This window comes from Streptomyces californicus (assembly GCF_000717645.1).
Lineage (GTDB): Bacteria > Actinomycetota > Actinomycetes > Streptomycetales > Streptomycetaceae > Streptomyces > Streptomyces californicus.
In genome coordinates, this window is sequence record NZ_JNZZ01000005.1 from 174,289 (window position 1) to 200,291 (window position 26,003).

General features: G+C 70.5%; 22 protein-coding genes and 2 tRNA genes. 22 read left to right on the forward strand and 2 right to left on the reverse strand.

Translation table 11 applies throughout. The annotated features are described in order from the left end of the window. Positions 1 to 11 precede the first annotated feature (11 nt). The 4 genes from obgE (at position 12) to IF19_RS0108840 (ending at position 7,038) form a co-directional block, all read left to right on the forward strand. The gene (obgE, locus tag IF19_RS0108825; RefSeq protein WP_030119195.1) at positions 12 to 1,448 is read left to right on the forward strand and encodes a GTPase ObgE; all 1,437 of its coding nucleotides are present in this window, start codon (positions 12 to 14) and stop codon (positions 1,446 to 1,448) included. A 356-nt stretch (positions 1,449 to 1,804) separates the two neighbouring features. After that, positions 1,805 to 3,304: a bifunctional cytidylyltransferase/SDR family oxidoreductase gene (locus tag IF19_RS0108830; RefSeq protein WP_030119194.1), complete on the forward strand. Its 1,500-nt coding sequence runs from the start codon at positions 1,805 to 1,807 to the stop codon at positions 3,302 to 3,304. Between the two features lie 131 nt (positions 3,305 to 3,435). Continuing rightward, positions 3,436 to 5,628, forward strand: a complete 2,193-nt coding sequence (locus IF19_RS0108835; RefSeq protein ID WP_030119193.1) for a hypothetical protein — start codon at positions 3,436 to 3,438, stop codon at positions 5,626 to 5,628. A 156-nt stretch (positions 5,629 to 5,784) separates the two neighbouring features. Next, on the forward strand, positions 5,785 to 7,038 hold the full coding sequence (locus IF19_RS0108840; protein ID WP_032746074.1) for a glycosyltransferase family 2 protein: 1,254 nt from the start codon (positions 5,785 to 5,787) through the stop codon (positions 7,036 to 7,038). A gap of 68 nt (positions 7,039 to 7,106) precedes the next feature. Here the strand turns inward: IF19_RS0108840 and IF19_RS0108845 are convergent, their stop codons facing one another. Continuing rightward, positions 7,107 to 8,456 (reverse strand): polysaccharide pyruvyl transferase family protein, encoded by a 1,350-nt coding sequence (locus IF19_RS0108845; protein ID WP_229321009.1) that lies wholly within the window; start codon positions 8,454 to 8,456, stop codon positions 7,107 to 7,109. 288 nt (positions 8,457 to 8,744) lie between these two features. Between IF19_RS0108845 and proB the strand changes: the two genes are divergently transcribed. The 5 genes from proB to IF19_RS0108870 all read left to right on the forward strand — a co-directional run bounded on the left by proB (position 8,745) and on the right by IF19_RS0108870 (position 14,208). Beyond that, a complete protein-coding gene (gene proB / locus IF19_RS0108850) occupies positions 8,745 to 9,863 on the forward strand; it encodes a glutamate 5-kinase (protein ID WP_030120585.1) in 1,119 nt (372 codons plus the stop codon). A 126-nt stretch (positions 9,864 to 9,989) separates the two neighbouring features. Further along, positions 9,990 to 10,481, forward strand: a complete 492-nt coding sequence (locus tag IF19_RS0108855) for a hypothetical protein (RefSeq protein ID WP_030119188.1) — start codon at positions 9,990 to 9,992, stop codon at positions 10,479 to 10,481. Positions 10,482 to 10,739: 258 nt separating this feature from the next. After that, a complete protein-coding gene (locus tag IF19_RS0108860) occupies positions 10,740 to 12,026 on the forward strand; it encodes a glutamate-5-semialdehyde dehydrogenase (RefSeq protein WP_030119187.1) in 1,287 nt (428 codons plus the stop codon). Between the two features lie 134 nt (positions 12,027 to 12,160). Then, positions 12,161 to 12,745 (forward strand): SCO2584 family spore wall biosynthesis protein, encoded by a 585-nt coding sequence (locus tag IF19_RS0108865; RefSeq protein WP_030119186.1) that lies wholly within the window; start codon positions 12,161 to 12,163, stop codon positions 12,743 to 12,745. Between the two features lie 311 nt (positions 12,746 to 13,056). Continuing rightward, positions 13,057 to 14,208, forward strand: coding sequence for an SCO2583 family membrane protein (locus tag IF19_RS0108870; protein ID WP_030277154.1), 1,152 nt, complete (start codon positions 13,057 to 13,059; stop codon positions 14,206 to 14,208). Here IF19_RS0108870 and IF19_RS0108875 read toward each other — a convergent pair. Then, entirely contained in the window at positions 14,123 to 15,244 is a 1,122-nt protein-coding gene (locus IF19_RS0108875) for a M48 family metallopeptidase (RefSeq protein WP_030119183.1), read from the reverse strand. The two genes, IF19_RS0108870 and IF19_RS0108875, sit on opposite strands and share 86 nt — an antisense overlap. A 111-nt stretch (positions 15,245 to 15,355) precedes the next feature. Here IF19_RS0108875 and IF19_RS1000000137600 point away from each other — a divergent pair, with 111 nt between their 5' ends. From IF19_RS1000000137600 to IF19_RS0108935, 13 genes are all read left to right on the forward strand, one after another. Beyond that, positions 15,356 to 15,508: a hypothetical protein gene (locus IF19_RS1000000137600; protein ID WP_032748091.1), complete on the forward strand. Its 153-nt coding sequence runs from the start codon at positions 15,356 to 15,358 to the stop codon at positions 15,506 to 15,508. A gap of 84 nt (positions 15,509 to 15,592) precedes the next feature. Then, positions 15,593 to 15,754, forward strand: a complete 162-nt coding sequence (locus IF19_RS1000000137605; RefSeq protein ID WP_032746079.1) for a hypothetical protein — start codon at positions 15,593 to 15,595, stop codon at positions 15,752 to 15,754. 38 nt (positions 15,755 to 15,792) lie between these two features. Further along, entirely contained in the window at positions 15,793 to 16,410 is a 618-nt protein-coding gene (nadD, locus tag IF19_RS0108890) for a nicotinate-nucleotide adenylyltransferase (protein WP_030119182.1), read from the forward strand. A gap of 19 nt (positions 16,411 to 16,429) precedes the next feature. After that, positions 16,430 to 18,262: an LCP family protein gene (locus tag IF19_RS0108895; protein WP_030119181.1), complete on the forward strand. Its 1,833-nt coding sequence runs from the start codon at positions 16,430 to 16,432 to the stop codon at positions 18,260 to 18,262. A gap of 125 nt (positions 18,263 to 18,387) precedes the next feature. Beyond that, positions 18,388 to 18,819, forward strand: coding sequence for a ribosome silencing factor (rsfS, locus tag IF19_RS0108900; RefSeq protein WP_030119180.1), 432 nt, complete (start codon positions 18,388 to 18,390; stop codon positions 18,817 to 18,819). Further along, positions 18,816 to 19,469: a histidine phosphatase family protein gene (locus tag IF19_RS0108905; protein WP_030277156.1), complete on the forward strand. Its 654-nt coding sequence runs from the start codon at positions 18,816 to 18,818 to the stop codon at positions 19,467 to 19,469. Before rsfS ends, IF19_RS0108905 begins: the two co-directional genes overlap by 4 nt. A 207-nt stretch (positions 19,470 to 19,676) precedes the next feature. After that, a tRNA-Ala gene (locus tag IF19_RS0108910) sits at positions 19,677 to 19,749 on the forward strand. Positions 19,750 to 19,881: 132 nt separating this feature from the next. Beyond that, positions 19,882 to 20,070: a hypothetical protein gene (locus tag IF19_RS1000000138160; protein ID WP_078580557.1), complete on the forward strand. Its 189-nt coding sequence runs from the start codon at positions 19,882 to 19,884 to the stop codon at positions 20,068 to 20,070. A 3-nt stretch (positions 20,071 to 20,073) separates the two neighbouring features. After that, positions 20,074 to 20,307 (forward strand): hypothetical protein, encoded by a 234-nt coding sequence (locus tag IF19_RS0108915; protein WP_003969224.1) that lies wholly within the window; start codon positions 20,074 to 20,076, stop codon positions 20,305 to 20,307. 212 nt (positions 20,308 to 20,519) lie between these two features. After that, positions 20,520 to 20,592 (forward strand) — tRNA-Ala (locus tag IF19_RS0108920). A 337-nt stretch (positions 20,593 to 20,929) separates the two neighbouring features. Beyond that, positions 20,930 to 23,803 (forward strand): leucine--tRNA ligase, encoded by a 2,874-nt coding sequence (gene leuS, locus IF19_RS0108925; RefSeq protein ID WP_030120277.1) that lies wholly within the window; start codon positions 20,930 to 20,932, stop codon positions 23,801 to 23,803. 238 nt (positions 23,804 to 24,041) lie between these two features. After that, positions 24,042 to 24,824: a hypothetical protein gene (locus IF19_RS0108930; protein WP_030119176.1), complete on the forward strand. Its 783-nt coding sequence runs from the start codon at positions 24,042 to 24,044 to the stop codon at positions 24,822 to 24,824. A gap of 244 nt (positions 24,825 to 25,068) precedes the next feature. Continuing rightward, positions 25,069 to 25,914, forward strand: a complete 846-nt coding sequence (locus tag IF19_RS0108935) for a DegV family protein (RefSeq protein WP_030119175.1) — start codon at positions 25,069 to 25,071, stop codon at positions 25,912 to 25,914. The last annotated feature ends 89 nt before the right edge of the window (positions 25,915 to 26,003 follow it).

Genomic DNA, 26,003 nt, shown 5'->3' on the forward strand with positions numbered 1-26,003 from the left:
AGGCACTGACCATGACCACCTTCGTGGACCGCGTCGAGCTGCATGCCGCCGCGGGTAACGGAGGCCACGGCTGCGCCTCCGTCCACCGTGAGAAGTTCAAGCCGCTGGGAGGCCCCGACGGGGGCAACGGCGGACGGGGCGGCGATGTGATCCTCGTCGTCGACCAGGCCGTGACCACGCTGCTCGACTACCACCACCACCCCCACCGCAAGGCCACCAACGGCCAGCCCGGCGCAGGCGACAACCGCTCCGGCAAGGACGGCCAGGACCTGGTCCTGCCGGTCCCCGACGGCACCGTCGTCCTCGACAGGGCGGGGAACGTCCTCGCCGACCTCATCGGCCAGGGGACCACCTTCGTGGCCGGTCAGGGCGGCCGCGGCGGCCTCGGCAACGCGGCGCTGGCCTCGGCCCGACGCAAGGCGCCGGGCTTCGCGCTGCTCGGTGAGCCGGGGGAGAGCCGGGACATCGTCCTGGAGCTCAAGACCGTCGCCGACGTGGCGCTCGTCGGCTACCCGAGCGCCGGCAAGTCCTCGCTGATCTCGGTGCTCTCGGCGGCCAAGCCGAAGATCGCGGACTACCCGTTCACCACCCTCGTACCGAACCTCGGCGTCGTCACGGCCGGTTCGACCGTCTACACCATCGCGGACGTCCCCGGGCTCATCCCCGGCGCCAGCCAGGGCAAGGGCCTCGGCCTGGAGTTCCTGCGCCACGTCGAGCGCTGCTCGGTCCTCGTGCACGTCCTGGACACCGCCACCCTGGAGTCCGACCGCGACCCCGTCTCCGACCTCGACATCATCGAGGAGGAGCTGCGCCAGTACGGCGGCCTGGAGGACAGGCCCCGCATCGTCGCCCTCAACAAGGTCGACATCCCCGACGGCCAGGACCTCGCCGACATGATCCGCCCCGACCTGGAGGCCCGCGGCTACCGCGTCTTCGAGGTCTCCGCGATCGCGCACAAGGGCCTCAACGAGCTGTCCTACGCGCTCGCCGGGATCATCGCCGAGGCGCGCGCCGCCAAGCCGAAGGAGGAGGCGACCCGCATCGTCATCCGCCCGAAGGCGGTCGACGACGCGGGCTTCACGGTCACCGCGGAGGGCGAGGACCTCTACCGCGTACGCGGCGAGAAGCCCGAACGCTGGGTGCGCCAGACCGACTTCAACAACGACGAGGCCGTCGGCTACCTCGCGGACCGGCTCAACCGCCTCGGCGTCGAGGACGCGCTGGTCAAGGCGGGCGCACGGGCCGGCGACGGCGTCGCCATCGGCCCCGAGGACAACGCCGTCGTCTTCGACTGGGAGCCGACCGTGCAGGCCGGCGCCGAGATGCTCGGCCGTCGCGGCGAGGACCACCGCATGGAGGCCCCGCGCCCCGCGGCGCAGCGCCGCAGGGACCGCGAGGCCGAGCGCGACGACGCGCAGAAGGAGTACGACGAGTTCGACCCCTTCTAGGAGCCTCCGGCTTGCGGGAACCGCCGGCGGGGAGTTCGCCGCTCTCCGGCGGCGGCCTTCCCGCCGGCAGCCCCCGGCCCGTCTCTCCGGAGACGGGCCGTCCGGTAGTCTCGGGGCCTGGCGTCGGCGGTTTTCGCCGGTCACGCCGGGTGCGGGTTCCGCTCATGTGCCGATTACGCAACACATCTGTGGGGTCGATCACCCCGCGCAACGCCCCGTGGCGCCCAACCTCCCTGGCCAGAGGGTGAACTGAGGGCGTCGGCGGGGCGAGTGACGGATGACGTCCACCTTGCGAGACGGTCACGGAGAGTGCGACCATCACACTGTTCCCCCTGTCATAGCAAGGTAGGTCGTCTGTGTCTGTGCCGCATGAAGCCAAGCCCCGGACCACAGCGGTCGTGCTCGCCGGTGGGACCGGCCAGCGCGTCGGCCTGTCGATCCCCAAGCAGTTGCTGAAGATCGCCGGTAAGGCCGTCATCGAGCACACGCTGACCATCTTCGAGAACGCCGAGGGCATCGACGACGTCATCGTGCTGATGGCGCCGGGCTTCGTCCCCGACGTCGAGAAGATCGTGGCGAAGGCCGGACTGACCAAGGTCACGCGGGTCATCGAGGGCGGCACCACCCGCAACGAGACCACCGAGCGCGCCATCGCGGCCCTCGGCGAGGGGCTCGCCGAGGGCGAGGACCGCAACGTCCTCTTCCATGACGCGGTCCGCCCCCTGCTGTCACAGCGTGTGATCAAGGACTGCGTCGACGCGCTGGGGCGCTACCAGGCCGTCGACGTCGCCATCCCGTCCGCGGACACGATCATCGTGACCCGTACGCACGGTGAGGACGGCGAGTTCATCACCGACGTCCCCGACCGCTCCCGGCTGCGCCGCGGCCAGACGCCCCAGGCGTTCAAGCTCTCCACGATCCGCAAGGCGTACGAGATCGCGGCGGGCGACCCCAACTTCCAGGCCACCGACGACTGTTCGGTGGTCCTCAAGTACCTCCCCGACGTGCCGATCCATGTGGTCGCGGGCGACGAGTACAACATGAAGGTGACCCAGCCGGTCGACGTCTTCATCACGGACAAGCTCTTCCAGCTTGCCTCCACCGCCGCCCCGCGCCAGGCCGACGAGGCCGCCTACCGGGAGCTGCTGGAGGGGAAGACCCTCGTCGTGTTCGGCGGTTCGTACGGCATCGGCGCCGACATCGCGGCCCTCGCCGAGAGCTACGGCGCCAAGGTCTACGCACTGGGCCGCTCCACCACGGGAACGCACGTGGAGAACCCGGAGCACGTGGACGACGCGCTCTCCACCGCGTACGGCGAGACCGGGCGGATCGACTACGTCATCAACACCGCGGGCGTGCTGCGGATCGGCAAGCTGGCCGAGACCGACAACACGACGATCCAGGAAGCGCTGAACGTCAACTACCTGGCCCCCGTGCAGATCGCGCGCGCCTCGTACAAGTACCTGGTGGAGACCAAGGGCCAGTTGCTGCTCTACACCTCCAGCAGCTACACCCGGGGCCGCGCCGAGTACAGCCTCTACTCCTCGACCAAGGCCGCCATGGTCAACCTCACCCAGGCGCTCGCCGACGAGTGGGCGGGGGAGGGCATCCGCGTCAACTGCGTCAACCCGGAGCGGACCGCGACGCCGATGCGCACCAAGGCGTTCGGCCAGGAGCCGGAGGGCTCGCTGCTCTCCTCGGAGGCCGTGGCCCGCACCTCGCTGGACGTCCTGCTCTCCGCACTGACCGGTCACGTCATCGACGTGCGGCAGCAGGACCCGACGGCGGGGGCCGCCGAATCCTCCGGGTTCGAGCAGGCGCTCGCCTCCGTGCTGGACCGTCAATCAGATGTGTAATCATTGACGATCGACTGTTCGGGCCCGGGAAATCGCCCTCACGCGAGTTCCCGGGCCCGAAATCGTGGAGCCTTTCTTCACGCTTTCCCCATAAACTCATCTGAGTCGGCATTTTTCGGGAGCGGTACTTCGTGATTTCGAAAGCCATTCGTCTGGCTCGTGTCGGCAGCGGTACGGAACTGGCCGCCGCGCTCCTGGTCGGCCTTGGATACCCCAGCGTCATGCTGGCGGCGATCCTCCCCAATGTGTGGGTCTTCGTCCCGGCCCTGCTGGTCACCTATGCGGCTGACCGCTATCTGCACCACTGCGGCAGCTACCTCATCAACCGTCTCGCCGCGGTGCGCGCCGGTCTCTCCATCCGCTTCCTGGTGCGTCAACTGCTGCTGATCCTGCTGCTGTCGCGCATGGGATACGGCGATGAGCCCCTCTTCTACGTGACGGTCGCCGGCCTGCTGGCCTTCTACGCGCTCCAGGTGCCGCAGAGCGCGATGGTCACCCTGATCCGGCTGCGCCGCAAGCTGCCGGTGGTCACGCGCAACGTCGACCTGGCCGACATCGCCATCGCCGACGCTCCGCCGCAGCGGCTGATGAGCCGTCCGGCCGAGAAGATGCTGCACCTGGACCTCTTCGCCATGGTCGGCGTGCTGGTGGCCGTGATCACCGACCGCGACGTCTTCGCCTACGTCGGTCTCGCCCTCACCCTGGCCGGCGCCCTCGCCTACCTCGCCATGCTGCTGCCGTACCTCCGTCCCAGCCGCCTCGCGCCGTCGGACACGAAGGTCCTCGCCGCGGTCGACGACTGGCTGCGCGTGTACCGGCCGACCGTCATCCTGTACTTCTCCGGATCCCGCGACTCGGCCTACCAGGTCAACATGTGGCTGGAGACCGTGGGGAAGCTGGAGGGCCGCCCGCTGATCTTCCTGCGCGAGCGCGCCATCCTGAGCCAGCTCGGGACCACCTCGGTTCCCGTGCTGTGCGTGCCCGGCGGCGTCCACCTGATGAACCTGGACCTGTCCTCGGTACGGGTGGCGCTCTACGCGGCCAACGTCGGCAAGAACATCCACATGCTGCGGGTGCCGACCATGAAGCACGTCTTCATCGGCCACGGCGACAGCGACAAGCTGGCCAGCGTCAACCCGTACAGCAAGGTCTACGACGAGGTGTGGACCGCCGGCCGGGCCGGGCGCGACCGCTACGCCCTGGCCGACGTCGGCGTACGGGATGACGACATCGTCGAGGTGGGACGCCCTCAGCTGGCCGGTATCCGTACCGGTTCCGGGTCCCTGGCGCACCCCATTCCGACCGTGCTGTACGCGCCCACCTGGGAGGGCTGGGACGACAACCCGGGGAACACCTCCCTGCTGCTGGCGGGCGAGAACATCGTCCGCACGCTGCTGAACAGCGAGGAGCCGGTCAGGCTCCTCTACAAGCCGCACCCCTTCACCGGCACGCGCAGCGCCCAGGCCGGGGCGGCGCACCGCCGCATCGTGGCGATGATCGAGGAGGCGACGCTCCGGCGAGCCTCCGATCCGCGCTGGGTGCGGGAAGCCGCGGCGCTCCAGGGGGAGCGGGCTGCCGCCGGGGCCGAGCTGAGCCGCATCGGGGCCCGGCTGGCCGAGCTGGCCGACGGCGGCGGCACGGGCGGTGACGAGGCCGAACGCGCCCGCGACTCCGTCGCCGACGTCGCGGGCGAAGCCGAGACGGTCCGGCTGCGGGACGAGTGGAACGCGGCCTACTGGCGCTCCACGGGCTGGTGGGAGCACCAGGTCATCACCGCTCCCGAGGTACGGCTGTACGACTGCTTCAACGAGTCGGACGCCATGGTGTCCGACATCTCCAGCGTCGTCTCCGACTTCATCGCCAGCGGCAAGCCGTACGCGGTCACCGACTCCGCCGCGCTCGGCGCCGAGGAGTTCAAGCGGCAGAACACCGCCGTACGGGCCGCGGTCATCCTGTCCAACGAAGCCGGGGAACTGGCCGAGCTGCTGGCCGCGGTGACCGACCCGGCGGCGGACACCCTGGCGGAGGCCCGCCGCGAGCTCAAGGACTACCTCCTGGGCCCGGACGAGCCGACCTCCATGGAGCAGTTCAACGCCGCGGCGCAGGCGCTCGCCGCCAAGGCGGAGGCGCGCAACGTCGGTGTCGCCCAGCGTCTCGGCGCGGACCAGGACCTGGCCGTCCCGGACCGCGAGGCGGCCTCCAGCGGCGCCGGAACGGGCGAGTCGGAGGCGCTGGCCGAGGCCGACGCGGCAGCGGATCCGGATGCGGTGGGCGTTCCCGGGGCGGAGACCGCGGAAACCAAGGGCACGTCCGCGGCGCACTGAGCCACCCGTCTGATCAAAGTGGCGGAATGAAGGCAACCATCACGACGACCCGTGCATCTCTCCTCGGGGGAGATGCACGGGTCGTTCGGCTGGTTGCCGCATGAAGAATGCGGAGTCGGGCATCCGCCCTCTTTATGATCGAATCGACAGGTGTGCATGCCCGACGCGACCAGGACGAACAACATGCCCGATGAGCCCGGCGTTCCCGATGTGAGTGTGATCATCGGCGCGTACGAAGCGATGCCTTATCTGATCCAGTGCCTGGAGTCCGTGGACGCTCAGACGATCGGCGCCGAACGCCTTGAGATCATCGCGGTCGACGACGGTTCCACGGACGGTACGGGTGCGTATCTGGAGGAGTTCGCGGCGCGGACGGCCATTCCCACGCAGGTCATCCGGCAGGCCAATTCCGGAGGCCCCAGCGGCCCGCGGAATGTCGGCCTGAAGCTCGCGCGCGGCCGGTATGTCTTCTTCCTGGACGCCGACGACTACCTCGGCGAGGAAGCCCTGGAGCGCATGGTCGCGATGGGGGACCGGGCCGGCACGGACGTGGTGCTCGGAAAGATCGTCGGCGTCAACCGCGGTGCGCCGAAGTCGATGTGGAAAGAGACCGTTGAGCGTGCCGATCTGTACACGTCCAACATCAAGTTCACCCTGAGCGCGCAGAAGCTGTTCCGGCGCGACCTTCTCCTACGGCTCGGCATGAGCTTCGACGAGACGCTGAAGACGGGCGAGGACGCCCTGTTCACCATGGAGGCGTACCTGCGCGGCGACGGCGTCTCCGTCGTCGCCGACTACCCCTGCTACTACCTGGTGGGCCGGGACGACGGCAAGCACGCGACGAAGAGCGGTACCTACGTGCTGCGCTTCGACTCGGCCAGGGCGCTCACGAAGCTCATCGCCACCCATGTCCCGCCCGGTCCGGAGCGGGACGTCCTGATGGTCCGGCCCTTCGTCGTCACCCTGCTGCCGCAGTTCGGCCCTTCGATGCTCAGGCAGAGCGAGGAAGTGCGGAGGCGCAAGATGGAGCTGGGCGCCCCGCTGATGCGGGACTACTGGACGCCGGGGCTGGCCCGTCGGCTCAAGGTCCAGGAGAGGCTCCGGCTGGCGTGCGTGGCTGAGGGCCGGCTCGATCTCCTTCTGGACATCCTGCAGTTCATGAAGGACAAGAAGGAGCCCGAAGCGGTCCGCAAGGGCGTACGCGGCCACTACCACCTCACCTACCCGCACCTCGGCGAGCCGGGCGGACTGCCCGACTCGGCGTACGAGGTGGTGGTTCCCGAGCGGGTCAAGGGTGGGAAGACGCAGAGGCCGGAGCCCCAGTCCCCCGCGATGTTCATGCGACGCCTGAAGCGCAAGGCGCGCAGGGTGGCGCGCACCGTGCTGTCCACCCCGCGGCGGGCCCGTTGAGCCCGACCGGGGAGGTCGTCGGGCGACGAGGGACGTGGTCGGCCGATGGAAGGGCGTGCCGGCCGCCCTCACTGCTCGGGGCGCAGCAGCTTCCGGACCGGGCGTCCCACTGCACGGCGTGCCCTTCGGTAGGCCCGCGGCAGGACGGCCGGTTGCGTCGTGGCGCCGGCCGAGGAGAGCTTCTTGTCGAGTTGCTTGCGCAGCTCCGCGTTCTCGGAGGACAGCTCCTCCAGACGGCTCTGCATCCAGCTGAAACGGCCGCTCAGCGTGTCGGCGTCGGTGTCGGTCCACGGCCGGACGGCGGGCGGGAGAGTGAGCTTGGCCAAGCGCGCCTCGAACGCGGCACCGCCGTCGCCGTGCGTGAAGGTGTTCTCCAGGCCGTTCTTCTCCATGAACCCGGTGAAGCGGAGGAAGCGTTCCTTGTGCCCGTTCACCAGTTCACCGAAGTCGGCCGCCTCGTAGAGCTCCGCGGGATCGACGGTCTTGGGGACCTCGGTGATCTTGCGGTGCGGGATGCCGAAGTACCGGCACAGCTCCAGCGTCCGGGAGTCGCCGCAGAGGACGGTGCTCGGGACACCGGCCAGCAGCGCCGCGATGTTGCCGTGGATGCGCGAGCCGAAGGAGAAGTCGAACGGGCGGAGTTCGCTGATCCAGGTGGCCGGGTCGATGTAGAGCCGGACCTTGCCCTCGCGGTACATCGGATGCGACGGGTGCGTCGGCATGGAGGTCTGCGCGCCGCTGTCGTGCGAGGTCTGGCGCCAGTGCAGCAGCTGGGCCTCCAGGAGGTTCTGTCCGATGAACCTGAGGTGCGGGTAGCGCTCGTGGGCCTGGCGGATGACGCGGTCGAGCCCCTGCGAGCGGACGGCGCTGTGCGAGCCGTTCACCGAGACGCGGGACTCGGAGGTGAGCGACTCCGCCTTCTTCTCGACCGTGAACGTCTGGCCGTACATGAACATGGAGGGGCAGCCGATGACTTCGACGTCCCGGAACCCCATGTCCAGCAGGTACTGCTCCGTGAACTCGCCCCGGACACCGATGGAGGCGCTGCGGTCGAGGACCGCCGTGACGAACTCCCTGACCGTCTGCTCCATCGGCTTCAGCCGCGCCGCGTTGTACTTCAGGTCGGCCTGGGCCCCGACGCCGAGGACGACCACGGGGATGCGCAGCTTCTTGATCAGTTGCGTCATCCGCGCCAGTGACCGCTCGAACGACGGACGGAAGGCATTGGCCAGAGGTATGACGAAGACGTCGTACTCCTCATTGATGCGCTCCGCTTCGGACGCGACCGTCCGGATCCCGTTGGAGACCACTTCCGCCCGCGGGGTTGTGAGGATCTTGTGCGAGGCGTCGCTGAAGATCAGGTTCCCTGTATTCGTCGCGAAGACGTCGTTGTGGAGGGACTGTTCGAGCGAGTCCACATCGAAAGGGCTTTTGCCCGACCTGAGAAGTATGCGCCTTGTGCGGGTGGGTTCATCAGTCACACACAAAGCGTAGCCTGACGAAGTACGGCCGAAAATTACGTGAAGGGATCGTTTCGCGGCCCTCTCCGAGCGGCTCGAAGCGGCCTCTCCCTACTGCCTCGCGTAGATTGTCAGCGCCGGTGCGAACGACATGATGGGGGCGGGCAGCACGTGTCAGGGGCAAGCGAGTCGGAAGGCGACGTCCACGCACTCCCCGAAAAGGGAGGCGCCGGACGCGAGTCGGCGGTGACCGGCGCCCGGAGGGTCGTCGTCAAGGTCGGCTCGTCCTCGCTCACCACGGCCTCCGGCGGGCTCGACGCCGACCGGGTCGACGCCCTCGTCGACGTCCTCGCCAAAGTCAGGGACGGCGGCGGACGCGAGGTCGTCCTCGTCTCCAGCGGAGCCATCGCCGCCGGACTCGCCCCGCTCGGCCTCGTCCGCCGGCCCAAGGACCTCGCCCGCCAGCAGGCCGCCGCCAGCGTCGGGCAGGGCCTCCTCGTGGCCCGCTACACCGCCTCGTTCGCGCGCTACGGCGTCCGCGTCGGCCAGGTCCTCCTCACCGCCGACGACACCAGCCGCCGCGGCCACTACCGCAACGCCTACAGCACCCTGGACAAGCTCCTGGACATGGGCGCGGTCCCCGTCGTCAACGAGAACGACACCGTCGCCACCGACGAGATCCGCTTCGGCGACAACGACCGGCTCGCCGCCCTCGTCGCCCACCTCGTCCACGCCGACCTCCTCGTCCTGCTCTCCGACGTCGACGGCCTCTACGACGGCCCTCCCGGCACCCCCGGTGCCGCCCGGATCGCCGAAGTCACCGGCCCCGGCGACCTGGCCGGCGTCACCATCGGCAGCGCAGGCAAAGCGGGCGTGGGCACCGGCGGCATGGTCACCAAGGTCGAGGCCGCCAACATCGCCACCGCCGCCGGAATCCCCGTCGTCCTCACCTCCGCCAGCCGGGCCGCCGACGCCCTCGCCGGACGCGACACCGGCACGTACTTCCACCGCACCGGCCGCCGCTCCGCCGACAGGCTCCTGTGGCTTGCCCACGCCTCCACCCCGCAGGGCGCGCTCATCCTCGACGACGGCGCCGTACGGGCCGTGGTGGACCGGCGCACCTCCTTGCTCCCCGCCGGGATCTCCGCCGTCGAGGGCGAGTTCAGCGCCGGCGACCCCGTCGAACTGCGCGACCCGCAGGGCGTTCCCGTCGCCCGCGGACTCGTCAACTTCGACGCGAAGGAGATCCCCCAACTGCTCGGCCGCTCCACCAGGGACCTGGCCCGCGAACTGGGGCCCGCCTACGAACGCGAGGTCGTACACAGGGACGATCTCGTCATTCTTACGCCGCGCCTCACCCCCTGAAACGGCTGAAAGTCCGGCGTTCGGGCAGGCACCTTTCCCAAAACCACCCCACGCCGCGCTGTGGACTGGTCCACTTTGTTGTGGGGAACAGGGGTACCGCACAGCAACACACACAGGAGGCCGCCGGTGAGACGAGCGCGCCCGGGGGCGCCGCCCCGAGGCACGGCCGACCGAACTCTGACGAGCGTCGGAGCGGGGCCGGACTGCGACCGGAACCCACGCCCGGCGGACACCGTCCGACGGGATCCGGTCACGACGGCGCGTAAGGAGCCCCCGCAGTCCAAGCTCTGGCACATCACCCTCAGCGTCTCGGGCGCCGAGGCTCCGCTCGCGGAGGTCAGACGCGGCCTGGAACAGCTCGCGCACGACCATCCGTTCCTGCTGACCAGCCGCTACGCCAACGACCACGCGGAGATCCGCTACTGGGAAGAGGCCCGCGATCTGCACGACGCGGCCGCCGTCGCGCTGCGGCTGTGGGGCGAGCACCGCTCCACAGCCCGGCTCCCGCCCTGGGCGATCGTCGGCCTGGAGGTCATCGACCGCGAGACCTACCACCTGCGGGTGGCCGAAGGATACGGACCACCGCCCGCGTCCCCCGTGGGCGTGCACCCGTACTGACGGTGCGGTCCACGGGCGTGCGCCGCGTACGGACGGGGCGCACGCGCGGGTCGGCCGGGGGCGGGTCCGCGTACGCAAGGCGGATCCGCGTACGGAGGGCGGGCCCCGTCTGCTCATTTGCCTGCCGCCGGCCCTCCGGGGATCGGCTCACCCATGGGGCCGCCGCCGGTCCGCCGAGGGACGGCCGTGCCCGGCCCGGTCGTCTCGCATCACGGGATACGCGACGGATGCCCGCAGTGCGCGCATTACCCTGCGGGCATGACCACCCTCTCGCCCTACGACAACCTCTCCCCGGTCGCACAGACCGCCTACCGGGCCCGCGGAGCCGCCGCCGACATCGCGCCACTGCCGCGCGCGGCCAAGGACGACGCGCTGCTGGCCATCGCCGACGCCCTCGAAGTGCGGACCGGCGAGATCGTCGAAGCCAACGCGAAGGACGTCGAGCGCGCCCGCGAGGCCGGGACGAGCGAAGGCGTCATCGACCGCCTGACCCTCACTCCGGAACGCATCCGCGCCATCGCCGCCGACGTGCGGGACGTGGCCGCCCTGCCCGACCCGGTCGGCGAGGTGGTGCGCGGATCGACCCTGCCCAACGGCATCGACCTCCGCCAGGTGCGGGTCCCGCTCGGTGTGGTCGGCATCATCTACGAGGCCCGGCCCAACGTCACCGTCGACGCGGCCGCCCTCTGCCTCAAGTCCGGCAACGCGGTCCTGCTGCGCGGCTCCTCCTCCGCCTACGCCTCCAACACCGCGCTCGTCCGGGTGCTGCGCGACGCGGTCGGCGGCTCGGGTCTGCCCGCCGACGCCGTGCAGCTCGTCCCGGGCGAGAGCCGCGACTCCGTCCGCGAACTGATGCGGGCCCGCGGCCTGGTCGACGTCCTCATCCCGCGCGGCGGCGCCTCGCTGATCCGCACGGTCGTCGAGGAGTCCACCGTCCCCGTCATCGAGACCGGCACCGGCAACTGCCACGTCTACGTCGACGCCCGGACGGACCTCGCCATGGCGGTCGACATCCTGGTCAACTCCAAGGCCCAGCGGCCCAGCGTCTGCAACGCCGCCGAAACCCTGCTCGTCCACAAGGACGTCGCGGACGCCTTCCTGCCGCTCGCCCTGGACGCGCTCGCCGACGCCGGGGTCACCGTCCACGGCGACGAACACGTCCTCGCCCGCGCCGAGGGGACCAAGGCCACCGTGGTCGCCGCCACGGAGGAGGACTGGGAGACCGAGTACCTCTCCTACGACATCGCCGCGGCGGTCGTCGACTCCCTGGACGCGGCGGTCGCCCACATCCGGCTCTGGTCCTCCGGCCACACCGAGGCGATCGTCACCACCTCGCAGGCCGCCGCCCGCCGGTTCACCCAGTTGGTGGATTCGACCACCGTCGCGGTGAACGCCTCCACCCGTTTCACAGACGGCGGACAGTTCGGCTTCGGAGCAGAGATCGGCATTTCCACGCAGAAGCTGCACGCCCGGGGTCCGATGGGCCTGCCCGAGCTGACCTCGACGAAGTACATCGTCACGGGCGACGGACACGTCCGCCAGTGAGTCCTCCCGGGCGGCGGCGTCCTCGCGCCGTACTCGCCGCCGGACCGGCCGGATCGCCCCGGGCTCACCGGGGCGATCCGGGGGAGTTCTCCGGGTCCCTGCCGAAAAGCCCCCGTCCGGGCTACGCTGAATCCGTGCCGGACGACGTGGGGGGCAGGCCGTTTCCTGACGGCTGGGAGCCCGACGACGACCGCGGGGGCGCGGACGAGGACTTCGCCTCCGTGGTGTTCGACGAGGACTTCATCCGGGCGGCCCCCGTCCACGAGCCCACCGCCGTGGAGCGCCTGCTCGCCGCCGCGGAGGCCCGAGCCGAGGCCGAGGCGGCCCGCGCCCGCCGGAGCCGTCGCGCCGACGACCCGTACGACCCCTACGACGGTCCCCGCGGCTACCACGACCCGCAGGACCTCGACTACGACCCGGACCACGGCTACGGGGACGACGCGTACGGCCCGGGGCCCTACGGCCGCCACGGCGGCTCCCTGCGCCCCTACCGCAACTCCGCCCGCTGGCACCGGCCCGTCGCCTGGCTGCTGGCCCTCGTGATGGGCGTCGGCATGGTCTCCCTCGCCTTCACCGCGGTCTACCGGGGCGCCTCGGACAACGGCCAGGACCAGGTGCCGCCCCCCGCCAGCAGTGGCGTGGACAAGCCCGGGGCCGCCCCGTCCGCCTCCGCCGACTACTCCCGCCCCACCGTCTCCGCCGAGCCCCGCGTGCCCTGATCCGCTTCCCCCGTGACGACGTGGCTCAGTGCGCCGCCGATCCGCCCCGGCATGCCCCGGACAGATCCCGCCCTCGGATCGCCCCCGTCGCCGCATCCGGCCCTCCTCTCCCTCCCGTCACCCGATCGCCGACGGCCACCCCCGGCACTCCCGCGGTTCCCGGTGCTCTCCGCGTTTACGTGAGCCGCAATCGACCTACCCTCAAGATGTGACCCCTCGCTCCCAGGGGGGCTTCTCGCTGCCGGACGCCGCTGGGCCGAAGCAGACCGTTGCGCACCGAACCGAACGGTGTGGGGATCGGGAGAGAAGTCATGACAGGCCGCTCAGAACCGCCGGACGGCCCGCCCGAGAACTCCGCGGGCGGCGAGGACGAATACCGCTCGCTCGTCTTCGACGAATCGTTCGTCCGGGCTGCCCGCATGCAGGAGTTCTCCGCCGAGGAACGGATGGGCCGGCACTCCCGGGCCGTCCGCACCCTGCCCGAGGAACAGGTCCTCGTCCGGGGCGGCGGCAGCGGCTCCCGGGCCGCCATAGCCCTGGTCGTCCTCATCGCCATCGCCTTCGCGGTGGCCGTGTACATCGGCTTCCGCACCCCCTACCCTCAGCCCGCCGTCCGCCGGGCGGAACCCCTGCGGACCACCGTCATCCCCCTGGCCCCACGGGGCGCTGTGCCGGGCGGATCACCCGAGCGGCTGTACCGGGCCACGCCGGTCTCCGGCTTCCGCTCGGGCGCGGCGGGCATCAACTTCCCCGCCGTGGAACGCACGCGGAACTTCTCCGACAGCCAGATCACCGCCGCCCTCGCCACCGTCAAGGACTACCTGGTGGAGTCCTCCCTGAACCCCGACGTGCTCACCGGCTCCGTACGCCGACCGGTCGAGCACCTCCTCGACCCGGACCAGCGCCCCCAGTTCGAACGCAGCCTGAGCAGCCCGGAGGACGACGGGGCCCATGCCGCATCCGGCTGGCTGGTCCGCTTCGACCCGGCGCGCGTGGAACTCGCCGACCCCGAGATCCGGGTCCAGGGCACCCTCGGCTACGAGGAGGAGGCGGCGGGCGTTCTCGGCGTCGTCTCGGACCACACCTTCACCTACGCCCTACGCCCCGCGGACCGGGCCCCGCGCGAGGACGACGCCTCCCTGTTCACCGTGCGGCGCGAACTCCACTTCCGCTTCGACCGTGAGGACCTGCGGCTGCACCGCCTGGAGGTGCGCACCGCACACGTCCAGGCGGGGCCCCAGTCCTGCTCGGCCGACGCCACCGGGACGCTCCGCCCGCTCCTGGCCGGACAGCGGGCCGACGCCCGCGGACCCGCCGCCACCGACCCGTACGCCACAGGATCGCCGACGGCGGCCCTCTGCGGAACGCTGGCGGCCGTCAATCCTTCAACGGCCCCGACGGCCCCGACGGCCCCGAGCTCCCCTCCTCCGGGTCCTGAGGCCGGCCCGGCGCCCCGTTCGTAGCGGAGCCGCCGGCGCCCGCTCCGGTGAACTTGTCCCGCAGCTTGCCGCCGAGGTCCCCCGCGCCGCCGGCGATGTCGCCCACGAGCTTCATCAGCGGATCCTTGCTGGTGCGCACCGTGTCCGCGTAGTGCGCGGCGGACTCCCGGAACGAGTCGGACACCGAGGCGTCCTTGTCCTCGTCGCGCCGCGGGTAGTGGCCGTCCATGAGCCGCTGGAACTCGCGGGTCTCCGACCACTTCTTCAACTCGGCGGCCCGCACCGTGGTGAACGGGTGCGTGCGCGGCAGCACGTTGAGGATCTTGAGGACGGAGTCGCGGAGGTCGCCGCCCTTCTCGTACTCGTCGGCCTGGGCGAGGAACGCGTCCACGTTCATCTCGTGCAGGTGGTTGCCGCCCGCGATCTTCATCAGGCCGCGCATGGACGCCTGTATGTCCTGGCCGACCAGCAGCCCGGCCCGGTCAGCCGACAGCTCCGACTTGCGGAACCACTCGCGCAGTGCCGTCACTATCGCCATGATCGCCACGTTCCCCAGCGGGATCCAGGCGACCTTCACGGCGAGGTTGGTCAGGAACAGCAGTATCGTCCGGTACACCGAGTGGCCGGACAGGGCGTGGCCGACCTCGTGGCCCACCACCGCCCGCATCTCCTCCTCGTCGAGCAGCTCGACCAGGCCCGTGGTGACCACGATGATCGGCTCGTCGAGCCCGATGCACATGGCGTTGGGCTGCGGGTCCTGCTTCACGTACATCGGCGGGACCTTCTCCAGGTCCAGGATGTAACACGCGTCGCGCAGCATGTCGTTGAGATGGGCGAACTGCTCGTCGCTCACCCGGACGGAGTCGGAGAGGAAGAGCAGCCGCAGGCTGCGCTCCGGCAGCAGCCCGCTCAGCGCCTTGAACACGGTGTCGAAGCCGGTCAGCTTGCGCAGGGCCACCAGGGCCGAGCGGTCGGCCGGGTGCTCGTAGGCCCGGGAGGAGATCCCGGGGAAACGCCGGCGCTGCCTGCTCGGCACGTTCTCGTGACTGATTTCGGTCATGGATGGCCCCCTGTTCGTACGAGTCGTCGCTCGTCCCCCGGACAAATGCCAGCGTATGCGCTGGCGCTACGGTGTGCGGGGGGCTGTGGATAACTTTGAGGAGCGCCCGAAATGCCGCACACCGCCGTACTGCTCGCCGCCGCGTCCGAGGAGCAGGGACCGGGCGACACCCTCCGGATCGTCCTGCTCGTCTCGATCCTCGGAGCGGCACTGCTCGCCTGGTTCCTGCTGCGTGGATACCGCAACGACGACAACAACGACTGAGTCGCCGTGAGCGTGCCCGGAGGTCCCGCATACGATGGCCCCGACGTCTTCCTTCCGACTCACGATCGATAGGTCCTGCCGAAGATGAGCCTCACGAGCACCGCACACCAGCTGGCCACTCTCGCCTCCGGGGGCGAGGGCGGCGGCAACCACGAAAGCCTCAACCCCTACTTCGTCGGCGCCGGGGCCTTCGTCGCGCTGATGCTGCTTCTGTTCATCACCATCAGCTTCAACCGCGACCGCTGAGCCGGGGGCGTACAGCTGTGCCAGTAGGCTCTGCACGCATGGGAGAGCAGGAAGTGCCTACCGGCCCCGGGAAGCGCCGTATCGGCGTGATGGGCGGGACATTCGACCCGATCCACCATGGACACCTGGTGGCGGCCAGTGAAGTGGCCGCCCAGTTCCATCTGGACGAGGTCGTGTTCGTCCCGACCGGGCAGCCGTGGCAGAAGAGCCACAAGCAGGTCTCCCCGGCCGAGGACCGCTATCTGATGACGGTCATCGCCACCGCGTCCAACCCGCAGTTCTCCGTCAGCCGCAGTGACATCGACCGTGGCGGACCGACGTACACCATCGATACGCTGCGGGACCTGCGCGAGGTCCACGGCGACGCGGACCTCTTCTTCATCACCGGCGCCGACGCGTTGGCCCAGATCCTCACCTGGCGCGACGCGGAGGAGCTGTTCTCGCTCTCCCACTTCATCGGTGTGACCCGCCCGGGTCACGTGCTCACGGACGACGGACTGCCCGAGGGCGGTGTCTCCCTCGTGGAGGTGCCCGCGCTGGCGATCTCGTCCACGGACTGTCGTGAGAGGGTCGCGCAGGGGGAGCCGGTCTGGTACCTGGTGCCGGACGGCGTGGTCCGCTACATCGACAAGCGCCAGCTGTACCGCGGCGAGTGAGCCACGGAGAGGGGCACCGGTGAACGACCGACAGAACCCGTACGACCCGTACTACCAGGAGCCGCAGATCGTCGGCTACGACGCGTACGGGCAGCCGGTCTACCAGCAGCAGGGGCAGCCGCAGGGCCACCAGCAGTACGACCCGCAGGGGCAGCAGGGCCAGGGATACGACCCCTACGCCGCCCAGCAGGGTCAGGGACAGCAGAGCCACCAGGCCCAGGACGCCGGCTACGGCTACGGGTACGACGCGTACGGCAACCCCCTCCAGCAGCCGCAGGGTTACGACCCGTACGGCGGTCACCAGGGCCCGCGGCAGCCGGACCACTCCCAGGCCGGCCGGCAGCAGCAGGAGCAGGGGAGCGGGCAGGGGTACGACTACGCCGCGTACACCGACTACGGCTACGCCACCGGGCAGCAGCCCGCCGCCGTCGACACCGGCGAGCAGTGGAGCATCCCGCAGCAGGGCACCGCCCCGGAGCCCGAACGGGCCGGGCAGCAGCCTCCCGTGGGGCAGGCCCCCGGCCGGCGGCCGCCGGACGCGGCGGAGCCCGAAGCGGAGACGCAGGCCACGGTCCCTGGGCAGCGCGAGCAGGCTCCCGACTACCGCACCGAGCAGTTCTCGTTCATCGAGGAACCCGACGAGGACTCCGAGGACGTCATCGACTGGCTCAAGTTCACCGAGAGCCGCAGCGAGCGGCGCGAGGAGGCCCGGCGCAAGGGCCGCCACCGGATGATCGCGCTGATAGTCGTTGCCGCTCTCGTCGTCGTCGGCGGGGTCGGCTACCTGTGGTCCGCCGACATGATTCCGGGCCTCTCCGGATCGGACGAGAAGAAGGCCGTCGCCGCCGGCGCCCAGCAGCGCGACATGATCGTGGTGCACCTGCACGACACGAAGAACGGGGACACCTCGACGGCCCTGCTCGTCGACAACGCCACCACCAAGCAGGGCACCACCGTCCTGCTGCCCAACTCGCTCGCCGTCGCCGGCGACGACGGGACCACCACCACACTCGGCAAGTCCGTTGAGGACGACGGCAGGACCGGCACCCGCGAGGCGATCGACACCCTCCTGGGCACCCGCATCACCGGCACCTGGCGGCTGGACACCCCCTACCTGGAGAACCTCGTCGAACTGGTCGGCAACATCGAGGTCGACACCGACACCGACGTGCCCGGTGCGAAGAAGGGCGACGCGCCGCTCGTCAACAAGGGCGAGGCGCAGACGCTGAGCGGCCCGATGGCCGTCGCGTACGCCACGTACCACGCGCAGGGCGAGCCCGAGGCCAAGCAGCTGTCGCGGTTCGGCGAGGTCATGCGCGCCACCCTGCGCAAGATCTCCGAGGACCCCAAGGCGGCGACCGTCACCGTCGAGACGCTGCTCCAGGTGCTCGACCCCTCGCTGCCCGAGAAGGACCTCGGCGCCTCGCTCGCCAAGCTGGCCTCGCGCGCCAAGGTCGGCGACTACAGAACGACCGTGCTGCCGGTCCAGCAGGACGGCACGCTCACCGAGGCCGACACCAAGGACGTCGTCAAGACGGTCCTAGGCGGCACGGTGAAGGCCCCGGAGGCGGGCGCACCGCTCCGGGTCGCCGTACGCAACGCCACCGGGAGCGAGAAGGCGCCCGAGGCCGCCCGCGTCCAGCTCGTCAACGGCGGCTACGCCTTCGTGGACAGCGGAAAGGCGGGATCCGAGGCGTCGTCCGTCGTGCTCTACCGCGCCGACGAGGACAAGGAGAAGGCCGTCGAGGTGGCCAAGACCCTGGGGCTCTCCGCCGGCGACGTGAAGAAGGGCGAGCCGGCCGCCAACGCCGACGTGTCCGCGGTCCTCGGCCAGGACTACAAGCTCCCGTAGCCCGCACGTCCCGTCGGGCGGTGCTCCGGCACCGCCCGACGGGAGCCGCGAGAAACGCAGTAAGGCTCTGTCGGCGGTCCGTGAGACCCTGGAGGTTGTATCCGACCGCCGACGAAAGCCTGCATGTGACCGCCACGGACCGCTCCATCGAGCTCATCAACGCCGCCGCCCAGGCGGCCGCCGACCGGCTCGCGCACGACATCATCGCCTACGACGTCAGCGATGTGCTGTCGATCACCGACGCCTTCCTGCTGGCCTCGGCCCCCAACGACCGCCAGGTCAAGTCGATCGTCGACGAGATCGAGGAGCGGCTCCAGAAGGAGCTCGGCGCCAAGCCGGTGCGCCGTGAGGGCGACCGCGACGCCCGCTGGATCCTCCTCGACTACGTCGACATCGTCATCCACGTCCAGCACAGCGAGGAGCGTGTCTTCTACGCGCTGGAGCGCCTGTGGAAGGACTGCCCGGAGATCGCCCTCCCCGAGGACGCGGTCAAGACCCGGGGCAAGGCCGAGGAGCACGCGCAGCTCCACGGCGGCACGGAAGGTGACCCGAGCTGAACGCCAGCAGGAGCGGCAAGGGCCGCAGGATCGTCCTCTGGCGGCACGGCCAGACGGCGTGGAACCTGGAGCGCCGCTTCCAGGGGTCCACGGACATCGAGCTCACCGAGGCCGGTGTCGGGCAGGCCCGCCGCGCCGCCAGGCTGCTCGCCTCGCTGAAGCCGGACGCCATCGTGGCGTCCGACCTCCGGCGGGCGGCGGCCACGGCCGCCGAGCTGTCCGCCGTCAGCGGTCTGCCGGTCGCCCATGACGCCGCACTCCGTGAGACGTACGCGGGCGCCTGGCAGGGGCTGACCCACGAGGAGATCATCGAGCGGTACGGCGAGCAGTACGCGGCCTGGAAGCGCGGCGAGCCCGTCCGCCGGGGCGGTGGCGAGCTGGAGACCGAGGTCGCCGACCGGGCGGCACCGGTCGTCCTGGAGCACGCCGACAAGCTGCCGGAGAACGGCACGCTCGTCGTGGTCAGTCACGGCGGCACCATCCGGACGACGATCGGCCGGCTGCTCGGCCTGGAAGCACACCACTGGGAAGGGCTCGGCGGGCTGTCCAACTGCTGCTGGTCCGTCCTCGGGGAGGGCGCACGGGGCTGGCGCCTGCTGGAGCACAACGCCGGCACGCTGCCGGAGCCGGTGCTCGGCGACGACGACTGAGGGGCCTCCGGCGGATCAGAACCGGAAGCCCCCGGACGACGGACGCACGGTGCCGGGACGGCCCGACAGACGGCTGTTCCAGCGGTGTTGAGGCGCGGCTCGCGGGCCGCCGTCGAGCGGGTCCGGCCGGATTTCGCATTCCGGCCGGTCGCAGGCTAGAGTTCTTCTTGTTCGCAGGGCGGAAACGCCGAGAACGCAGCGGACAGCGGGGCTATAGCTCAGTTGGTAGAGCGCCTGCATGGCATGCAGGAGGTCAGGAGTTCAATTCTCCTTAGCTCCACAATCAAGATCCCGCCCCCGTCCAGGGGGCGGGATCTTCTGTATGGAGGGCACCTGGCAGGCTGACCCTCTTGCGGGGCCATGGCAGAATCGGAACGCCGGAGGGGGCGACGTACCGATCGGGAGGAGCGCGATGCCTGCGAGTCGCGAACACGTTCCCGACCGGCCTCTTGTCCCCGCCCCGCTCCCCGGCCCCGTCGCGTCCGACGATCGATCCCGTCTCGGCTGTCCGTCCTGCGGTTCGTCCCACGTCGCCCAGATGCTGGGTGACAACGGAGGGGTCTCCTACGTGTGCACGGCCTGCGGCCACAGCTGGAGCTGACTGATGGGTGCACACAGGCGTAAGTGCGACTGGTGCGGCAGCGGTACGCCCATCGTCAGGGACATGGACCCGGTCAACGCCGAGTACCAGTACTGGTGCGAGGAGTGCGCGCGGGCGCTGATCATAAAAGGCGACCCGATCGAGACCTACCGGGAGCTGGAGGGGGAGCCGATCTACGGGCGGCTCCTTGAGGAGCACTGCACCCTCAAGCGCTTCTACTCCTTCGCGACCGCCTGATCGTCCGCCCGCCGACTGCGGGGTCGTCGCTCCACACCGTCGTGCGGTCTTTCCGCGTCGCTGCCCTGTACCCGTCTGACCTGCGACGGAAGGTCCCTCACGCCGGACAAGTCGGGCATAGCGGGTCTAAGGGGAAACGATTTGGTGAAGCACCGGGGGGACCGTGTAATGTTCTCGATGTCGCCAAGGGAAACCGGGGCGAAACGCAACAAGGGGCTATAGCTCAGTTGGTAGAGCGCCTGCATGGCATGCAGGAGGTCAGGAGTTCAATTCTCCTTAGCTCCACAACTTCCAGTGAAGAAGCGGGCCACTCGATCGAGTGGCCCGCTTCTTCGTATCCGGTCCTGCCCGGTCCGGCCCGGGTTCTCTCCGGTCGGCCGACGGCCCCGCGCCCGCTCGCCGGCCCCTTCGCGCGGTCGCCCGCCTTGCGGTCACTCCCCGCAGCCCTCCGGAGCCGTGCGGTACCCTGACGCCATGCGTGCCGTACGCCTTCTGCTTAGCGAGCCGCGCTGAACAGCCCCGACCGGTGAGAACGCCTGGTCGGAGTCAGCGCGGCGTCCCCTCCTGTGCGAGGGGATTTTTCGTTTCCCGGCAGATGACGATCGATGGAGCTTTGAGGATCATGAGCGAGACGAATTCCGCTGCCGAGACGGCCGCGCCGCACCGCTACACGGCGGCGATGGCCGCCGACATCGAGGCACGCTGGCAGGACTTCTGGGACGCCGAGGGGACGTACGAGGCGCCGAACCCCACGGGTGATCTGGCGGGTGACCCGGAGGAGGCCGCCAAGCCGAAGAAGTTCATCATGGACATGTTCCCGTACCCCTCGGGTGCGGGCCTGCACGTGGGCCACCCGCTGGGCTACATCGCCACCGACGTCTACGCCCGTCACCAGCGCATGACCGGCCACAACGTGCTGCATACCCTGGGCTTCGACGCGTTCGGCCTGCCCGCCGAGCAGTACGCGGTCCAGACCGGCACGCACCCCCGGGTCTCCACCGAGGCCAACATGGAGAACATGAAGGTCCAGCTGCGCCGGCTGGGCCTGGGGCACGACAGCCGCCGCTCTTTCGCGACGATCGACGCCGAGTACTACAAGTGGACGCAGTGGATCTTCCTGCAGATCTTCAACTCCTGGTACGACGCCGAAGCCGACCGGGCCCGCCCGATCGCCGAGCTGGTCGAGCAGTTCGAGAGCGGCGTGCGCGCCACTCCCGACGGCCGTGAGTGGGGTGCGCTGAGCGCCACCGAGCGCGCGGACCTGCTGAGCGAGTACCGCCTGGCGTACGCCTCCGACGCCCCGGTCAACTGGGCGCCCGGCCTGGGCACCGTCCTGGCCAACGAGGAGGTCACCGCGGACGGCCGCTCCGAGCGCGGGAACTTCCCCGTCTTCAAGGCCAAGCTGCGCCAGTGGAACATGCGCATCACCGCCTACGCCGACCGGCTGCTGAACGACCTGGACGGGCTGGACTGGCCCGAGGCCATCAAGCTGCAGCAGCGCAACTGGATCGGCCGCTCCGAAGGCGCCCGCGTCGAGTTCCCGGTGGACACCGCGGGCGGCATCACGGTCTTCACCACCCGCCAGGACACCCTGTTCGGGGCCACCTACATGGTGCTGGCGCCCGAGCACGACATGGTGGAGCGGATCATTCCGGCCGCCTGGCCCGAGGGCACCCACCCGGTGTGGACCGGTGGTCACGCGAACCCGGCCGAGGCAGTCACCGCGTACCGCAAGCAGGCCGCCGCCAAGTCCGACGTCGAGCGGCAGGCCGAGGCCAAGGACAAGACCGGGGTCTTCACCGGCGCGTACGCCACCAACCCCGTCAGCGGCGAGAAGGTGCCCGTCTTCATCGCCGACTACGTCCTGATGGGCTACGGCACCGGCGCGATCATGGCCGTACCGGCGCACGACACCCGCGACTTCGCCTTCGCGCGCGCCTTCGAGCTGCCGATGCGCTGTGTCGTCCAGCCCTCCGACGACCGCGGAACCGACCCCTCCACGTGGGACGACGCGTTCAGCTCGTACGACGCGAAGCTGGTCAACTCCGCGAACGACGGGATCTCGCTGGACGGCCTGGGCGTCGTCGAGGCCAAGGCGAAGATCACCGAGTGGCTGCGTGAGCACGGTGTGGGCGAGGGCACCGTCAACTTCCGGCTGCGCGACTGGCTGTTCAGCCGGCAGCGCTACTGGGGCGAGCCCTTCCCGATCGTGTACGACGAGGACGGCATCGCCCACCCGCTGCCCGAGTCGATGCTGCCGCTGGAGCTGCCCGAGGTCGAGGACTACTCGCCGCGCACCTTCGACCCGGACGACGCCTCGGCCCAGCCCGAGACCCCGCTGTCGCGCAACGCCGACTGGGTCAACGTCACGCTGGACCTGGGCGACGGCGCCGGTCCGCGGAGTTACCGCCGCGAGACCAACACCATGCCCAACTGGGCGGGTTCCTGCTGGTACGAGCTGCGCTACCTGGACCCGAACAACGACCGCCAACTGGTCGACCCGGCGATCGAGCAGTACTGGATGGGGCCGCGCGAGGGGCAGCCCACCGGGGGCGTCGACCTGTACGTCGGCGGCGCCGAGCACGCCGTACTGCACCTGCTGTACGCGCGCTTCTGGTCGAAGGTCCTGTTCGACCTGGGCCACATCTCCTCCGCCGAGCCGTTCCACAAGCTGTACAACCAGGGCATGATCCAGGCGTTCGTCTACCGGGACGCCCGGGGCATCGCCGTCCCCGCCGCCGAGGTGGAGGAGCGGGACGGCGCCTTCTACCACGACGGCGAGAAGGTCAGCCGCGTCCTGGGCAAGATGGGCAAGTCCCTGAAGAACGCGGTCACCCCGGACGAGATCTGCGCCGAGTTCGGCGCGGACACCCTGCGCCTGTACGAGATGGCGATGGGCCCCCTGGACGTGTCGCGCCCCTGGGACACTCGGGCCGTCGTCGGCCAGTACCGGCTGCTGCAGCGCCTGTGGCGCAACGTCGTCGACGAGGTCACCGGTGAGGTCACCGTCGTCGAAACGGAGCCGGACGAGGACACGCTGCGCGCCCTGCACAAGGCGATCGACGGGGTCGGCCAGGACATGGCGGGCATGCGGTTCAACACCGCCATCGCCAAGGTCACCGAGCTGAACAACCACCTGACCAAGGCCGGCGGCCCGCTGTCGCGGTCCGTCGCCGAGCGGCTGGTCCTGCTGATCGCCCCGCTGGCCCCGCACATCGCGGAGGAGCTGTGGCGGCGGCTGGGCCACACCGACTCGGTCGTCCACCAGGACTTCCCCGTGGCGGACCCGGCGTACGTCGTCGACGAGACCGTCACCTGCGTGGTCCAGATCAAGGGCAAGGTGCGGGCGCGTCTGGAGATCTCGCCGTCGATCACCGACGAGGAGCTGGAGGCGCTGGCCCTGGCCGACGAGGCGGTCGTCGCGGCGCTGGGCGGTGCGGGCATCCGCAAGGTGATCGTGCGCGCGCCGAAGCTGGTGAACATCGTTCCGGCGTGACGTCCGCCGCACGCGCGTCGACCCCCAGGCGGTCGTTGCGCGTGCGGCCGATCCGCAGGGGTGCGACCGCGTGTGCGGCCGGCAGGCGTGCCCCGTGCGCGGGTGATCCGCCGGCGGTTGGGGGCCATCCCCTACGGGCAGGTTGGGGGTTCCGAAGGAACCCTCGGCCTGCCCTTTCCGTTTACGGTGGAGGGGCGGCCGGTATCGGCGGACGCATTCGAGACACCGAGGGGCATTCATGGAAGCCGTGATCACGATCCTGGCGCTGCTCGTCGTCGTGTTCATCGCCCTGGGCGTCTATGCGACCGTGAAGGCCGTCGGAGCGGCGAAACGCGGTGTGGACCGCACGATCACGCAGGCCCGCCGCACGGTGGAGGACACCACGCTCCGGGCCAAGAGCTTCGGCCAGCCGGGCGTCGCGGGCGAGCTCGCGCAGTTGCGGCTCTCCCTGCGCACCTCGATGCGGGCCACCCAGGACGCCCTGCACGCCGGTGCCGCCGAGGACGCTTCGCTGGCCGAGTCGGTGGCCCTGTTCCGGAGGCTGAGCGCCCACGGGCTTGAGCTGGACGACGAGCTGAAGCGGCTGGAGCGGGAGCCCGACCGGACGACGGTCGCGAGCCTGCTGCCCAAGCTGAGGGAGCGCACGCGGCAGATCACGCACTCGGCGGAATCGCTGCGCTGGGCGGCGAGGGACCGGGCCCGGCAGTTCGCCGACGACGACTTGGACGCGCTGAACGCCCAGATCGACATCGAGGCCGGCGCGTTGCGCCACTGGACCACGGACGAGCCCGCACAGAGCGGTGGTGCGAAGAACGCCGCGTCACCGGGGCGGGGGCCGGGCACGGACTGGCCCGATCCGGCCGCCACCACAGACCCCTCGGCCACGAACAGCAGCACGGCCGACGAGGCGTGGTCCGGCCCGGCCCGCGAGGAGAGCCCCCAGGCGATCACCGCCCCGGACCCGCGGCTGCGTACGACCTACCCCTGGCAGAAGAGCACCCGACCGGAGACGACGAACTGACGCACGGCCACTGACTGACGCACGGCTCCCGAGGCGCACGCTTCATCGTCATGCGATCGGCTCCGTTCCGCGAGCCCGGCCACTCGTCCCGGGCACGTGGCTACATGGCTATGTGCGGGCGTCACGCTTACCGACGAGCGAGGGCCGACGGCGGACGGGCGGATTCACTCCGAAGCGGCCAGGAGCGATCACTGGGCCGGGGCCGGGCTGCCGCGGTCCCGGCACGCCAGGTAACCTCCGGCTCATGTCCCGCCATGTCGCTATCGTCACCGATTCCACGGCCTACCTGCCGCGCCCGACGATGGAACGGCACGGCATCACCGCGGTGCCGCTGACCGTCGTCCTGGGCGACCGGGCGCTGGAGGAGGGCACCGAGATCTCGGCGCGCTCGCTTGCCCAGGCTCTGCAGAAACGCCACTCCGTGACCACGTCCCGTCCCAGCCCCGCGGTCTTCGCGGAGACCTACCGGGCGGCGGCCGAGAACGGCGCGGACGCGGTGGTGTCGCTGCACCTGTCGGCGGAGTTCTCGGGCACGTACGACGCCGCGGTGGTCGCGGCGAAGGACGCTCCCGTTCCGGTGCGTGTGGTGGACACCGGCATGGTCGCCATGGCCCTGGGGTTCTGCGCGCTCACGGCGGCGGAGACCGTGGAGGCGGGCGGCGGTCCGGACGAGGCGGTGGCGGCGGCGGAGAAGCGGGCCGAGGGCACCTCCGCGTATTTCTATGTCGACACGCTCGACTATCTGCGCCGGGGCGGCCGTATCGGTACGGCCCAGGCGCTCCTGGGCTCCGCGCTGGCGGTGAAGCCGATCCTGGAGCTCGACGGAGGCCGGATCGAGATGCTGGAGAAGGTACGGACGGCGTCACGGGCCATCGCGCGCCTGGAGGAGATCGTCGCCGAGCGGGCGGGTACGGCTCCGGTGGACATCGCCGTCCACCACCTCGCCGCCCCGGAGCGCGCTGAGCGCCTGGCGGAGCGGCTGTGTGAACGCGTGCCGGGACTGGCCGAACTCCACGTCAGCGAGGTCGGTGCGGTGATCGGGGCGCACACGGGACCGGGGCTGCTCGGTGCGGTGATCTCGGCGCGGTGAGCGTGGCCGCTGAGCACGGGTCTTGAGCGTGTTCCGCTGAGCGTCGGGAGGGCGGGCGGCCCGGGATTTTCACCCGGCGGGGTGGCCGA

Bases quoted from the DNA above. Each gene is read 5' to 3' on its own strand.
- IF19_RS1000000138160 (WP_078580557.1), top strand. From the start codon at position 19,882: ATGCCTGCGAGTCGCGAACACGTTCCCGACCGGCCTCTTGTCCCCGCC.
- leuS (WP_030120277.1), top strand. From the start codon at position 20,930: ATGAGCGAGACGAATTCCGCTGCCGAGACGGCCGCGCCGCACCGCTAC.
- IF19_RS0108870 (WP_030277154.1), top strand. From the start codon at position 13,057: ATGACAGGCCGCTCAGAACCGCCGGACGGCCCGCCCGAGAACTCCGCG.
- nadD (WP_030119182.1), top strand. From the start codon at position 15,793: ATGGGAGAGCAGGAAGTGCCTACCGGCCCCGGGAAGCGCCGTATCGGC.
- obgE (WP_030119195.1), top strand. From the start codon at position 12: ATGACCACCTTCGTGGACCGCGTCGAGCTGCATGCCGCCGCGGGTAAC.
- IF19_RS0108935 (WP_030119175.1), top strand. From the start codon at position 25,069: ATGTCCCGCCATGTCGCTATCGTCACCGATTCCACGGCCTACCTGCCG.
- IF19_RS0108860 (WP_030119187.1), top strand. From the start codon at position 10,740: ATGACCACCCTCTCGCCCTACGACAACCTCTCCCCGGTCGCACAGACC.
- IF19_RS1000000137600 (WP_032748091.1), top strand. From the start codon at position 15,356: ATGCCGCACACCGCCGTACTGCTCGCCGCCGCGTCCGAGGAGCAGGGA.
- IF19_RS0108915 (WP_003969224.1), top strand. From the start codon at position 20,074: ATGGGTGCACACAGGCGTAAGTGCGACTGGTGCGGCAGCGGTACGCCC.
- IF19_RS1000000137605 (WP_032746079.1), top strand. From the start codon at position 15,593: ATGAGCCTCACGAGCACCGCACACCAGCTGGCCACTCTCGCCTCCGGG.
- IF19_RS0108930 (WP_030119176.1), top strand. From the start codon at position 24,042: ATGGAAGCCGTGATCACGATCCTGGCGCTGCTCGTCGTCGTGTTCATC.
- IF19_RS0108875 (WP_030119183.1), bottom strand. From the start codon at position 15,244: ATGACCGAAATCAGTCACGAGAACGTGCCGAGCAGGCAGCGCCGGCGT.
- IF19_RS0108840 (WP_032746074.1), top strand. From the start codon at position 5,785: ATGCCCGACGCGACCAGGACGAACAACATGCCCGATGAGCCCGGCGTT.